This is a genomic window from Ruegeria sp. CL3 (assembly GCF_056536505.1).
Window position 1 is genome coordinate 59021 of sequence record NZ_JBQFPT010000014.1, and the last position, 12334, is coordinate 71354.

The 12334-nt window shown below is 55.0% G+C and carries 14 protein-coding genes; 7 read left to right on the forward strand and 7 right to left on the reverse strand.

The features are described 5' to 3' along the window. Nucleotides 1-12 precede the first annotated feature (12 nt). Nucleotides 13-1146: a Gfo/Idh/MocA family protein gene (locus tag ACR0NO_RS19255; protein ID WP_170641989.1), complete on the forward strand. Its 1134-nt coding sequence runs from the start codon at nt 13-15 to the stop codon at nt 1144-1146. A gap of 11 nt (nt 1147-1157) precedes the next feature. Beyond that, nucleotides 1158-1688, forward strand: coding sequence for a gluconokinase (locus ACR0NO_RS19260; RefSeq protein ID WP_170641990.1), 531 nt, complete (start codon nt 1158-1160; stop codon nt 1686-1688). A 738-nt stretch (nt 1689-2426) separates the two neighbouring features. On the opposite strand, the gene ACR0NO_RS19265 is transcribed toward ACR0NO_RS19260, so the two are convergent. Then, the gene (locus tag ACR0NO_RS19265; protein ID WP_170641992.1) at nt 2427-3347 is read right to left on the reverse strand and encodes a LysR substrate-binding domain-containing protein; all 921 of its coding nucleotides are present in this window, start codon (nt 3345-3347) and stop codon (nt 2427-2429) included. Nucleotides 3348-3456: 109 nt separating this feature from the next. Here ACR0NO_RS19265 and ACR0NO_RS19270 point away from each other — a divergent pair, with 109 nt between their 5' ends. The 3 genes from ACR0NO_RS19270 to ACR0NO_RS19280 are packed head-to-tail and all read left to right on the forward strand — an operon-like array spanning nt 3457 to nt 5818. Then, nucleotides 3457-4323, forward strand: coding sequence for a pirin-like C-terminal cupin domain-containing protein (locus tag ACR0NO_RS19270; RefSeq protein ID WP_170641994.1), 867 nt, complete (start codon nt 3457-3459; stop codon nt 4321-4323). Between the two features lie 40 nt (nt 4324-4363). Beyond that, on the forward strand, nt 4364-4981 hold the full coding sequence (locus tag ACR0NO_RS19275; protein ID WP_170641996.1) for an isochorismatase family protein: 618 nt from the start codon (nt 4364-4366) through the stop codon (nt 4979-4981). Nucleotides 4982-4999: 18 nt separating this feature from the next. Further along, nucleotides 5000-5818, forward strand: coding sequence for an NmrA family NAD(P)-binding protein (locus ACR0NO_RS19280; protein ID WP_170641998.1), 819 nt, complete (start codon nt 5000-5002; stop codon nt 5816-5818). A 314-nt stretch (nt 5819-6132) separates the two neighbouring features. Here the strand turns inward: ACR0NO_RS19280 and ACR0NO_RS19285 are convergent, their stop codons facing one another. Genes ACR0NO_RS19285 through gstA form a run of 3 tightly spaced genes read right to left on the reverse strand, consistent with a single transcriptional unit; the run spans nt 6133 to nt 7347 of the window. Next, complete coding sequence (locus ACR0NO_RS19285; protein ID WP_170642000.1) at nt 6133-6354, reverse strand: tautomerase family protein; 222 nt, start codon at nt 6352-6354, stop codon at nt 6133-6135. Between the two features lie 4 nt (nt 6355-6358). Beyond that, nucleotides 6359-6742, reverse strand: coding sequence for a nuclear transport factor 2 family protein (locus ACR0NO_RS19290; RefSeq protein ID WP_480725147.1), 384 nt, complete (start codon nt 6740-6742; stop codon nt 6359-6361). Further along, complete coding sequence (gene gstA, locus ACR0NO_RS19295; protein ID WP_170642001.1) at nt 6739-7347, reverse strand: glutathione transferase GstA; 609 nt, start codon at nt 7345-7347, stop codon at nt 6739-6741. Before gstA ends, ACR0NO_RS19290 begins: the two co-directional genes overlap by 4 nt. A gap of 108 nt (nt 7348-7455) precedes the next feature. Between gstA and ACR0NO_RS19300 the strand changes: the two genes are divergently transcribed. Continuing rightward, nucleotides 7456-8349, forward strand: coding sequence for a LysR family transcriptional regulator (locus ACR0NO_RS19300; RefSeq protein ID WP_170642003.1), 894 nt, complete (start codon nt 7456-7458; stop codon nt 8347-8349). A 290-nt stretch (nt 8350-8639) separates the two neighbouring features. Here the strand turns inward: ACR0NO_RS19300 and ACR0NO_RS19305 are convergent, their stop codons facing one another. The 3 genes from ACR0NO_RS19305 to ACR0NO_RS19315 are packed head-to-tail and all read right to left on the reverse strand — an operon-like array spanning nt 8640 to nt 11274. Beyond that, the gene (locus ACR0NO_RS19305) at nt 8640-9551 is read right to left on the reverse strand and encodes a PhzF family phenazine biosynthesis protein (protein WP_170642004.1); all 912 of its coding nucleotides are present in this window, start codon (nt 9549-9551) and stop codon (nt 8640-8642) included. Nucleotides 9552-9606: 55 nt separating this feature from the next. Then, a complete protein-coding gene (locus ACR0NO_RS19310; RefSeq protein ID WP_170642006.1) occupies nt 9607-10587 on the reverse strand; it encodes an alpha/beta hydrolase in 981 nt (326 codons plus the stop codon). 60 nt (nt 10588-10647) lie between these two features. Continuing rightward, on the reverse strand, nt 10648-11274 hold the full coding sequence (locus ACR0NO_RS19315; RefSeq protein WP_170642008.1) for a pyridoxamine 5'-phosphate oxidase family protein: 627 nt from the start codon (nt 11272-11274) through the stop codon (nt 10648-10650). Between the two features lie 118 nt (nt 11275-11392). Here ACR0NO_RS19315 and ACR0NO_RS19320 point away from each other — a divergent pair, with 118 nt between their 5' ends. After that, a complete protein-coding gene (locus tag ACR0NO_RS19320) occupies nt 11393-12310 on the forward strand; it encodes a LysR family transcriptional regulator (protein WP_170642010.1) in 918 nt (305 codons plus the stop codon). The last annotated feature ends 24 nt before the right edge of the window (nt 12311-12334 follow it).

Genomic DNA, 12334 nt, shown 5'->3' on the forward strand with positions numbered 1-12334 from the left:
GGGATCACAGACATGAAGACTGTTGGTGTCGGCATCATCGGCTGCGGCAATATCTCGACCTCTTACCTCAAGCTCGCGCCGCTCTTTAAGGCGCTTGAGGTGCGGGCGGTTGCCGATCTGAACATGGATGCCGCCAAGTTGCGAGCGGAAGAGTTTTCGGTTCGCGCCGATACGATCGACGATCTGCTGGCTGCCGATGACATAGAGATTATCGTCAACCTGACGATCCCGGCGGCGCATTTCGATGTGACCAAACGGACTCTAGAGGCAGGCAAGCACGCCTATTCCGAAAAGCCCTTTGTGCTGACCCTGGAAGAAGGCGAAGCCCTGCGGAGCCTTGCGGCGGAAAAAGGTCTGCGCGTCGGGTCGGCGCCGGACACCTTCCTAGGCGGTGCCCATCAACTTGCTCGTGCGGCCATTGACGAAAATCTGGTCGGGGACATCATCGGTGGTACCTGTCACGTAATGTCGCGCGGAATGGAGGCTTGGCACCCCAATCCGGACTTCTTTTTCCAGCCCGGTGGCGGGCCCATTCTTGATCTAGGACCCTACTATGTGACCAACCTGGTGCAACTCATTGGGCCGGTGAAAGCGGTGACAGCCATGGCTTCGGCCAGCTTTCCGAGCCGCACCATCGGCAATGGCCCGCGCGAGGGCGAAACCGTGCCTGTGGACACGCCGACCAATATTCACGCCGTACTTGAATTCGAAAACGGCGCGCTGATCACCCTTGGCGCAAGTTGGGATGTTTGCGCCCATCGCCATGAGAATATGGAACTTTATGGAACTGACGGTTCGCTGTACCTTCCTGATCCAAATTTCTTTGGAGGAGAGGTTTATCTAGCCAAGCAGGACGGCGATACTACCGCTATTGCGTCTCGCAATCATGCATTTGAGATCCCCAATGCCAAGGACGGGCAAGGGAATGACCGTGCCAACTACCGCTGTGCAGGACTTGCGGATATGGCCGTGGCCGTCGCCACGGGAAGGCCGCATCGTTGCAGCTTGGAACTAGCGACTCACGTGGTCGAGATAATGACCGCAATCCTTCAGTCCGCTGAAGAACGACGCTGGATCGATATGGTCACTGCTTGCGAACGTCCGGATGCGTTGCTCCCGGATCAAGCCCGCGCTCTACTCATTTGAATTGCACTCTTATGGTTGAACCCCCAAAGGCCACCCGAAATCATGTCTTTATTGTTATGGGCGTGTCCGGTGTTGGCAAAACCACTATCGCACGCAGTCTCGCGGAGCGATTGGACGCTCAATTCATTGAAGCCGACGATTACCATTCGGACGCCAATCGAAGGGCCATGAAACGGGGTATCCCGCTCAATGATGAGATGCGATTGCCGTGGCTTCATGCATTGTGTGAGGCCGCTGAAACCGCCCGACGTCAGGGGCATGTCGTTCTGGCCTGCTCTGCCCTCAAACAGCAGTATCGTGACCTGTTTCGCACCCACGTGGGGCATTTAAAGTTCATATTTCTAGATGCCGGTCGCGATGCCATTGCACAGCGTATGGCGTCGCGCAGGGGCCATTTTATGCCAGCATCTTTGCTGGATGCCCAATTCGCAAATCTGGAGCGGCCGCTCAAAAATGAAGGCGCTATCGTGATAGATGCCGCTGCTCCTATGCCGACGGTCGAGGATGCCGTCGAAGCAGCTGCCAAATCGGTTTGTGGCTAGCAACTGTATCTCTCCAGCGGTTTGCGATGACCGCTCCTGACCTGACTTGACGAGAGCGCTGGCAATGATCACAGGCTTGCGGGCGACGGCCGTGATGGCGACTTTGTGAGGTTTTCCGGCGCCTCAGAGACGGTCAGCGAATGCTCTGAGTACAAGATCGTAATGACTTGTCTCACCGCGAAAGTGTAGTTTCGTTTCCAGCCAAATCTATGCACCTGAATGACCGCTCCGGCGACATCGGCTGCAACGCGGCGAAAAGTGTGCTTCACCTGCCAGCGGATGCTGCGTCAGCAATAGCTGCATGAGCAAATGGCGGCTGTGTCCCGCGTCATTGCCGGTCGAAACTGCACCGGCGAACGGCAGGTGTGCGGATGCGGTGGGCCTTCTGAGATTTTTTCGTACCTGCTAAATGACACATGAAAGTCGCCTATTTTCCTGTGCTTCAATGTGGCGAGCAACAGTAACACAGAACGATCCTCTTTCGGACAGGGCTTTCGGCGTTAACGTACTATCCTGCCCTCTCCCGGAGCAGACCCCAATGCCGGAATGGGCCGGTTGTCATGCAGGCGAACGCAGCGACCTAGGGTGATACAGAAGTCGCAACTATGGAAGGATGTGAGGTGAAATGGAAACAGCCTTGGGAGGAATAACCCATATACTCTGAAAGTCGATGAACTGATTTGCACCGTTTTAGTGCACAGGTGCAATTCGAGTGCACTGCGACCGATTGATAATTTGTTATGCCGCTGCAGGTAGATCGCTAGCCAGAACGGTCGGCAATTCCTGTTTCAAGAAACTTAGGAGCGCTTTAAATGCCGGCAGCATGCCTTTACGTGATGGCATCAAGAGGCTGATCTGCGGGCGGCCCGCTGTCCAACCCGGCAGGACCCGCACAAGCGAACCGGCTTCCACTTCGGATCGGCAAACATAGGCTGGAAGGGCAACAAGCCCCAAGGATGAAGCCGCCGCTTTCTTGAGCGTCGACATGTCATCACTCGCGAACCGCACGCGGCACGGAACCGATGCGGTTTGCCCATCTCCGTCCGTTAGTACCCATTGGTGTGTTTTTCCAGGCCGACCAAGGACCAAGGCCGGGTGATCCGCCAGCGCAGTAGGATCGCCACATTGATCCAAAGTGTCATTGAACTCACGCGAACAGAACAGGTGCCATTCCACCCGCGCCAACCGCATCTGGATCAGGCTTGAGTCCGGCAGAGTGTCCAAATGGCCGCGAATGGCCACGTCGATGCCGCCCTTGATCAAATCCTCCATCTGATTTGACGCCCGCTGAACCACCGTCACGCCGGGATTGTCCTGCAAGAAGCGAGGCAGGATCTGAGCCAGACCGAATTGCGCCATGCCCACAGAACAAGACACTGTGACGGTGCCTTCAATGATGTTGGTTTTGCGTCGGACGGCGGTCTCGGCGATCTCGAACCGTGCTAACGCGTCTCTGGCATGGCGATAGTATTCTTTGCCAACCTCTGTCGTTGTTACGATGCGCGATGTTCGCTGCAAAAGGCGGACATTGAGGTCATCCTCGAGCTGTCTCACACGGCGGCTGAGGCGAGATTTCGGGACGTTCAGCGATCGCGCCGCGGCGGAGAAGCCGCCCTTTTCAACAACCTGAACAAAGTAGAATGCGTCGTTGAGATCCATCCTGATCTTCCTCGTTGTTCCATTGATAGAACGATAGGTTCTGATTTTGGCTGATTTTCGTTCAATTGTCTCGCTCATATTATCAATCCAACAAAAGCGAGAAACTGACATGAACACGCAACCCATCGACAAGCTCGCAGGCGTCCCTTGCGAAACCCATGCCCAAAGCGGCGGTCGTCCGCTGACGATTGGCGACGGCTTTCAGGCCCAAAGCTATCAGTACTCAGACTTCCGGGGGCTGATGGACCCGCTGATCATGGTGGATCATTTCATCATGACGCAGCCCACCTTCGGGACACATGCCCATGCCGGGCTGTCTGCCTTGACGGTTATGTTCCAGGACAGCGAAGGCACGTTTCACAATCGCGACTCCCTTGGCAATGACCTCGATCTGGCACCCGGTGATCTTTTTTGGTTTAAGGCAGCGAGCGGGGCAATGCACAACGAAGCCGTCCGCCCCGGGGCCAGGACCCATGCGCTGCAGGTCTTCGTCAACCTTTCCGCAGAGCACCGGCATGACGCGCCTGCCGCATTTCACGTGAAAGCCAAGGACATTCCACGGATTGCTGGCGACAGGGCCACCGCGCGGCTTGTTCTTGGTGAATGCGACGGATTTCAAAGGGCTGTTGCGCCGGACAATCCGCTGACGCTACTTGATGTCGACATAAAACCGGGTGGCCAGTTTACTCATACGGGCATCAATGACCACAACGCCTGGATCCTCGCCATCAAGGGCACCACCCGCGTGACGTGGAATACAGGATCTACCGATCTGCAGCCCGGGATGGCTATCGCATTCGCCGAGGCCACGGACATCTCATTGTCCTCGGAGGAGGGCGCCCACGTCGTTTTGTTCCGGGGCCAACCTCTTCGCGAGGCCTTTGTCCAACGAGGTCCATTCGCCATGGGCAGCACGGAAGAGCTTGATGCAGTCGAGGCGGCCTATCGGTCCGGTCGCCTCGGATCAATCGACTGAAATCATCATCACCATAGACCCATCCAGAAAGGAGAAGAACATGACCCCTTTGCACAACCCCGAACCGTTGACCCGTGACAATGCCGCCGTCGTCTTTGTCGACAATCAGGTCGGGCTGATGACAGGCATCCGCGACTATTCGATTGCCGATCTGAAACACAATATCGTCGGTCTGGTAAAAGCTGCAAAGACGCTTGGCCTGCCGATTGTCACAACCACCACCTCGTCAGAGACGTTATGGGGGCCTGCCATTCCTGAACTGCAGGATGCTCTGCCTGACCAGACTTTTATCGACCGCACAACGGTCAATGCCTGGGACGATCCAAGGGTTGAAGAGGCCATTCGCGCAACCGGGCGGAGCAAGCTGATTTTCGCGGGTCTTTCCCTCGAAGTTTGCGCGGCATTTCCTGCAATGAGGGCGGTGCGCGAGGGGTTTGAGGCTTATGTCGCTGTAGATGCCAGCGGCACCTTCAATATGACAAAGCGCGAGACCGCTTTGGTCCGCCTGACCCAGGCCGGGGTTGTTGTCGCCGATGGTGCCAGCCTGATGATCGAAATCCTCGCCGACAATGCAAGCAACCAGGCCTGGGATGTCTACGGTGCCCTGGGCATGGATTGGTCGATCCTGGTCGGCCAAGTCCGCGCAAGCGCGGCTTAGCTTTCGGAGGATGCAAAAATGACTAACCAGCCAATCCTTGTCATCGGCGCCACCGGAAAAACCGGATCACGCGTCGCCAGGAAACTCGAAGCGAAAGGCCTACCGGTTCGCCGTGGCGCACGCCGCTCGGACACGCCGTTTGACTGGGAGGACCCAACGATCTGGACGCCGGTCCTGACTGGCGTTTCCAAAGCCTATGTGACCTATTTCCCTGACCTGGCCTTCCCTGGTGCCATCGAAAAGTTGGAAGCCTTCGCTAAGGTGGCCTTGGACACCGGGCTGCAGCACATCGTTTTGCTGTCCGGCAGGGGCGAACATTTCGCCACTAAGGGCGAAGAGGTGATCCGCAACTCGGGTGTTGGGTTCACCATCGTGCGGTCTGCCTGGTTCGCGCAGAATTTTTCGGAGGGTTATTTACGTGACCCGATCCTTGGCGGCGTGTTGCCCATGCCCGGCGGTGACATCGCTGAGCCGATCATCGACATTGACGATATCGCTGATGTGGTCGTTGCGGCGTTGACTGAAGACGGGCATATGGGCGAACGCTACGAAGTCACTGGGCCGCGCCTCATGACCTTCGCCGAGATGGCGTCGTCGTTGACCAAAGCTATAGGGCGTCCTGTTCAGTACGTGCCGATCACCTTCGAAGACTTCCACGCTAATGTCGCTCAAGTCGGAGACGATTTTGTCGCCGATGTCTTTACAGCGATCGCCCGCGAAACCCTGGACGGTCATAACGCCTACCTCACCGATGGCGTGCAACGTGCCCTAGGCCGAGCGCCGCGCGATTTTAATGACTATGCGGTAAAGGCTGCCTCTACTGGTGCTTGGTCATGAAGAGTGTGATGTCCAAGGCAATCTACGGGAAGCAATTGGCTTCCCGCCATTCCTCATCCAAAAATAGAGGTCAAGCATGTCCCTGCTCCCAACTTTCACGCAAATTCAAGAGAGAATGCCCTATCTTCTCAAATTAGATCCAATTGAGTGTGAAAGCTGAAAAAACATCGGGTGTCAGCCCCGCGCTAGCCTGTGGTAAGGTCGGGCTGCCCCTGCGCAAGTAATAGTGTTTCGGGTTGTCCCTGAGATATTTCTTCTGAACCGGTGCGCCATCAGGCGCACCGACAGTTTTGGTTTTGGGTATCGAAGAGAGTTCAGGACATCTTGGCGCGGATATGGCGGACTGAACGGCCTGCCATACCCCAGTTTTCAAGCGGGACTTCTTCAATCACCACAAAGGTCGTCGCGGGATTTTTGTTCAAGACCTTCTGAAGCAGTTCAGTGACACCCGAGATAAGCCGTGCCTTTTCTTCTGCAGACGGGCCTTTACCCTCGGGGCCGCCCTCCCGCGTTACTTTGATATTCACATAAGGCATCGGATTATTCCTTTCGCTCGACGAACGAGAAGACCTTGGTCAGAACACGCCAGCCGTCGCCTGTGTTGATCAGTGTCAGAAGATCCTGGTAGTTCCGCCCCATCATGGTCATTCGAGCCTCGACAATACCAATGCGATCACCCTTGAGTGCGACCCGTTCGATCACCTCTTGTCGGGGGTCGCCGCGCGAGGCGGGCGGGGTGCGCCCGTCGATCCTTTGCATATAGGCCTCCAACCCCATGAACTCGTAGGTGCCAGAGGTGCCGTTCACATAAGCAAGGTCTTTGTGGAAAACGGCCCTCAGCACATTGCTGTCAGAGTGATAGAGACCGTCAAAGTAACCTTTCATCAGCTCTTGGATTTCGGGGTGTTCCGATTGTGCCATCATGCCAGCCCTTCCGCGGCAAACGCCGATTTTACAGCCGGACGTTCGGCAATCCGCGCGACATAGGCTGCAAGATGCGGCCAGCCCGACAGGTCAATGGACTTGAAGTTCGCCCAGTTGACCAGAACAAATGTGTAGGCATCCGCGACTGAAAAGGTCTCGTTCACAAAAAACGCCCTGCCATCGGACAAAACGGTTTCAAGATAGTCGAATTTCGACCGAACTTTTGTCTCGGCGGCCTGCTGCTCTGCTGCGGTCGCATTGCTGGCGAAAAGCGGGCCCCATGATTTGTGCAATTCGGCAGCGGCATAGTTGAGGTGCTGTTGCACCCTTGCGCGCGCAATACTGCCAGGTTCGGGGGCAAAGGCGCGCTCTGCGTTGTTGTCTGCGATGTACTGAAGAATGGCGACGCCTTCACTCAGGGTTTCGTCGCCAGTGATCGTCAGCGAAGGCACATAGCCGTTGGGGTTGATGTCGCGGTAGTCGCTTCCGCTGGCGGTCAATCCGGCATTGGTGTCAACAGCTTCGATCTCGAATTCGGCTCCGACCTCGTACAGCATGATGTGGCTGGCCAGTGAGCAGGCGCCGGGTTTGTAATAGAGTTTCATTTCAGGCTCCTTTCTTGGGTGTGAACCTGAAGTAGCTGCCATGAGGGACAATTGATAATATCGATTTCTCAGTATAATGATCTAAAAAACAGATCATATGAGATCGACATGACCTTAGATCAACTCGTCGCCCTGGATGCGATTGTCGCCACCGGAACCTTTCGTGCTGCAGCAGAGCGCCTAAATAAGGCCCAGTCAGCCGTCAGCCATCAAATCAGGAAACTGGAGGCGGAACTGGAGTTCGACCTGTTCTCTCGGGACAGTTACAGACCGGAATTGACACCCGAAGGTGAGATATTTTTCAGGGAAACAGCGCGGGTGCTGGAGCAAGTGAGCACGTTAAAATCTGTTGTCGCTGGACTGCGAAGTGCTCAAGAGCCAGTGGTTTCCATCGCAATTACTGCAACTATGTCGCTGGAACCTGTCCTCGATCTCTTGGCCAGAGTCAGGCAGGTCTATCCCGGAACAAACATCAACGTTGCCTCCGAGATGATGGGTGGGCCCCTCGCAAGGCTGATGGATGGTGGTGCTGATATGATCATAGCGGGGCTTCAAGACGTTCCGATCGACGAGGTCGAAACACTCCCGTTTGGCTCGATCACGATCCGACCTGTTGCAAGCCCCGAATTTACCGCCGCCAAGAGACGGGGCGTGCGTTCCAAACGAGAAATGCAGGGCTATACTCAGGTTATTGTGGCCGGAAGCGGTAGCAAGGATTTCGATCAAAGCAGAGATGTTCTATCTGGCGGCCAACACTGGATCGTGTCGGACTTTGAGGCGAAGAAGTCGATTATCAAGGCTGGCCTGGGTTGGGGCGGTGTCCCAGAACACTTGATGCAAGCGGAACTGGACGCGGGCGAATTGATTCCCTTGAACGTCGATGGTTTCCCGCCTCGGCACACTGAGATATTCGCTGTACGTCGGCGTGACAAAGCGATGGGCAAGGTTATGTCGGAGATCTGGGAGCTTTTGGCCGCCCGCCAATCAAACCTTGTTGGGTAGTCCGATCTTATCCACCAAGAACCGACAAAGAAGGAATCCATTGGCAGATTGGGACCTACGTGAGCGGCTTCTAAATTGGCACAAGGTCACCGTCGTTAGGCTAGGCTTGTCGAAAGCCTCATTCATTGGATCACCTAGGTGCGCGTCTCAGCATTCTTTAGGCACGCAAGTATTCGTTTCACATTGCTATGGAAAACCAGACGTTCCGCCAACGGATGAATTCAGTGCCTAATTAGACCGTACGCGAAATTGGCAGCAAGCAAACATCACATTTGACTAGCTGTCTAACGCTAGAAAGCAATTCGAAGGGAGCGCTTAACCATGCCGTAGCCACCCGCCATCAGGCCGGAAATTGTGCCATTATCGATTTCCAGATCGACTTTTATCAAGCTCGGACTTGCCGGGTTCATAAACACCCCTTGTTCGATTTGAAATGATCGTTGAGATGATCCGCCAAAGTCGTGCAATACACATGCTAAAGGCCCCGCAGCCATCCCCGTCGCGGCTTCTTCTTCAATCGCGTATCGGGGCGCAAACATGCGGGTTGTCGCGTCTCGGTTGGTCGCCGATGGGTCTCTTGTAAAGACGTAATAGCCGATCAAATCCAGTCGTTCGCTGAATTGCGTGATTTTGGCAAAATCTGGTTTCACATTGGCAAGACTTTCGGCATAAGCGAGGCCGATAACAATGAAACTGTTGCCGGTATTGACCAAAACCGGTGGGATCTGTCGATCAAGTTGATGTCTGCTGATCCCAAGGGAGTTCAGTACATCGTCGATGCTAACACCCTTTTCCGACCATTCCTCTGGTATCGCGTATTTTGGGGCCAGTTGTTCCATATAAGCGGCACCCTCTTTCATGAGTATGCGCCTTGGCCCATCAACCGTCTCTTTCGAGGTGTTGGGATTGGGAATCCGGCCTAGCGCATCAAGGTGCGAGAAGGCGGCAATTGTCGCATGACCGCAATGAGCGATGCGCCGGTTTGGTGTGAAGAAATCAAGTTTGAAGCCTTCGGTCTCAGACCGAGAGACAAAGGCCGTTTCGGACAATCCAACCCTTGCCGCAACGGCTTGCATATCTTGCTCGCTCAATTCATCGGCGTCCAGAACGACGCCTGCGGGATTTCCTCCGGCGCCACCGTCGACAAAGCCGTGTACGATTTCAACCGTTACCTTTACGGCAGTATTTGCTTGCGTATTCATTGACTTACTCCATGCATGAGGTCGCACCTTTAAACGTGGTGCGGCCAGTTCCACGTCAGTTGCTAGCGGTGGTGATGCGGTTCAGAAAGGCGGTCATCTGCGCCGAAATCTCAGACCCATATTCTTCCAGCGCGAAGTGTCCTGTATCGAGCAGATGAAACTCGAGATCATTCAGATCGCGTTTATAGGGATAGGCACCTTCGGCCGGAAAGATGTGATCATTTTTCCCCCACATCAGCAGTGCCGGGGGTCGATGCTCGCGAAACAGCGCTTGCCATTTTGGGTACTCTGCAACGTTGGTGCCGTAATCCAGGAAGAGTTCGAGTTGCACCTCTTGATTGCCTTCGCGGTCGAGCAGGTATTGGACGTGCCAATAGTTATCCGGACTGATCAATTCGGGTTTTTGAACTCCGTGGGTGAACTGCCATTTGGTAGCATCCAGAGTGAGGAATCCCCGAAGCTGGTCACCGTTCTCTTGCGATGGCTCGGCCCAATAGGTTTTGATTGGATCCCAGAACTCGCGCAGCCCTTCCTCATAGGCATTCCCGTTTTGAATGATGAAGCCAGTGACCCGTTCGGGTTGTTCCGCAAACATACGGAAACCAACCGGGGCACCGTAATCCATCAGATAGACCGCGTATTGATCGATACCCTTACGGTCGAGCAGCGATGTCATCATTCCAGAGATATTTGCGAAGGAATACTCGAAGTTTTCGGCCATCGGCATGTCCGACGCGCCAAATCCGGGGAAATCGGGCGCGATCACGTGGTAGCTCTTCGCCAGTTCCGGGATAAGGTTACGGAACATATGCGAGGAAGTCGGAAAGCCATGAAGCAGCAGGACGGTGGGCCTGCTTGGATCTCCGGCCTCACGATAGGCGATACTGACTTCGTCGATTTGTTCGGTGCGGAAATAGACGGCCTGCGTGGCCTCAATTTCGGTCCCTGCTGCGATTGCCGGAACTGGTGCAATAGGCGCAGCGATTGAAAGCGCGAGAATGCTGGCGCTCAGGATGGATTTCAGATTATGTGACATCGGTATATCCTTTCATTGGGTTTTGGAAAGCGCGTCAGAACGCGCGGTGTTTAGCGCTGCTCAGCGTTGCTGTTCGAGCGCTTCTACGAGTCCTGCGTTTTGAGCCTTCAGCGCGGCCAGCTCGTTTCGAATTGGGGCCAGATGCTCTTCAAACTCTTCAAACGTCAGGCGTTGGGGGATGTGCTGCGGGCAGTTCCAGTCCATCGCTTCAAGCTTGATCACAACCGCCCGCTCCGGGTGAGCGCGATAGTCCCGCGCTCTCAGGCGCTGCATCAGGGCCGGATCGTCCTCGGCATCAATGATCATCACCCGACCCCAGATTTTAAGGCGTCTCTGATTAGGATAGTCCATCAGGATCAGCGAGATGCGGTCATTGCGCAGCAGGTTACCGGTGCTGAGATACTGCCGGTTGCCACGAAAATCGGCATAGGCAAGCGTCCGTTCGTCCAGCACTTTCAGAAAACCCACGGGTCCACCGCGGAATTGCACATAAGGCCAGCCGGTTTCCGAGACTGTGGCCTGATAGAAGCCGTCCCTTTGCGCGATGAAGCTGGCCTCAACCGGGCTGATCAGATCCTCGTGACGGGTGCCTTCCAGAAACTTCGCATAACCGTTCGCTGAACCATTTTTGGCCTGCGTTTCGCGCACGGAAGGCGTGAAGCTGATCTCTGCAAAGGGTCGTGCCATCGAATTCTCCATCTCGGTTTGGGCGATGCCCTGGGACTGAGGTGAAGTTAATCAGAGCTTCAATGTTGCGGAATTCAGATACTTGGCAATATATTATTCCAAAAAGCGGAATAATGCTGTGGACAGATTTCACGCACTCAACGTCTTTGTGAAAGTAGCAGAGCTGAATGGCTTCGCTGCGGCAGCGCGCCACCTCAACATGTCTCCGCCAACAGTAACCCGTGTGGTGTCCATGCTTGAGGACAGCCTTGGGCTGCGTCTCTTAGTGCGAACCACGCGCTCGGTGAAGCTAACGGATAGCGGACAGAGGTTCTTTGCAGATGCCAGGCGCATTCTGGCTGATCTTGAAGAGGCGGAACGTGCCGCCATTGGGTCCTACGGTGAACCAACCGGGGAACTCAGTATAACTGCATCGGTCTTGTTTGGCCGTATGTTTGTCACTCCGATCCTGGGCGAATTTCTGGATCTTTATCCGAAGCTATCGGCACGCACGCTTTATGTGGACCGCGTAGTCAATCTGATTGATGAGGGTCTCGACGTTGGTATCAGAATTGGCAACCTCGCTGATTCCAGTTTGATGGCCGTCAGATGCGGATCTGTGAAGCAAATGCTATTTGCGTCGCCAGCTTACCTTGAATCGCATGGCAAACCTGAAACTCCGGATGATTTGTCCCGCCACGCGATCATCAATTCTACTGCCCTGAATGCATCCGCCCAATGGCATTTTCAAAGCGGTAGAAAGAGCATAGTCAAACGAGTGAACCCACGCATCAGCATGAATACTAATGACGCCGTGATTGAGTTGGCGTTGCAAGGTCATGGGATTGGACGGCTTTTGTCGTATCAGGTGGCGCCCTACATTGCAGATGGGCGGCTCAAGACTGTCATGAAGTCGTATGAGCCACCCGAGGTTCCCATCCACCTTGTGCATCAAGAGGGTCGAACCGTGTCTGCGAAGGTACGCGCCTTTGTTGATTTTGCGGTCGATCGTCTCAAATCGGATCGCCTTCTTAGCCAGAACCAAACTCAGGCCTAAGCGCAAGACCAACAACTAGGCAAA

Bases quoted from the DNA above. Each gene is read 5' to 3' on its own strand.
- ACR0NO_RS19255 (WP_170641989.1), top strand. From the start codon at position 13: ATGAAGACTGTTGGTGTCGGCATCATCGGCTGCGGCAATATCTCGACC.
- ACR0NO_RS19260 (WP_170641990.1), top strand. From the start codon at position 1,158: ATGGTTGAACCCCCAAAGGCCACCCGAAATCATGTCTTTATTGTTATG.
- ACR0NO_RS19265 (WP_170641992.1), bottom strand. From the start codon at position 3,347: ATGGATCTCAACGACGCATTCTACTTTGTTCAGGTTGTTGAAAAGGGC.
- ACR0NO_RS19270 (WP_170641994.1), top strand. From the start codon at position 3,457: ATGAACACGCAACCCATCGACAAGCTCGCAGGCGTCCCTTGCGAAACC.
- ACR0NO_RS19275 (WP_170641996.1), top strand. From the start codon at position 4,364: ATGACCCCTTTGCACAACCCCGAACCGTTGACCCGTGACAATGCCGCC.
- ACR0NO_RS19280 (WP_170641998.1), top strand. From the start codon at position 5,000: ATGACTAACCAGCCAATCCTTGTCATCGGCGCCACCGGAAAAACCGGA.
- ACR0NO_RS19285 (WP_170642000.1), bottom strand. From the start codon at position 6,354: ATGCCTTATGTGAATATCAAAGTAACGCGGGAGGGCGGCCCCGAGGGT.
- ACR0NO_RS19290 (WP_480725147.1), bottom strand. From the start codon at position 6,742: ATGATGGCACAATCGGAACACCCCGAAATCCAAGAGCTGATGAAAGGT.
- gstA (WP_170642001.1), bottom strand. From the start codon at position 7,347: ATGAAACTCTATTACAAACCCGGCGCCTGCTCACTGGCCAGCCACATC.
- ACR0NO_RS19300 (WP_170642003.1), top strand. From the start codon at position 7,456: ATGACCTTAGATCAACTCGTCGCCCTGGATGCGATTGTCGCCACCGGA.
- ACR0NO_RS19305 (WP_170642004.1), bottom strand. From the start codon at position 9,551: ATGAATACGCAAGCAAATACTGCCGTAAAGGTAACGGTTGAAATCGTA.
- ACR0NO_RS19310 (WP_170642006.1), bottom strand. From the start codon at position 10,587: ATGTCACATAATCTGAAATCCATCCTGAGCGCCAGCATTCTCGCGCTT.
- ACR0NO_RS19315 (WP_170642008.1), bottom strand. From the start codon at position 11,274: ATGGCACGACCCTTTGCAGAGATCAGCTTCACGCCTTCCGTGCGCGAA.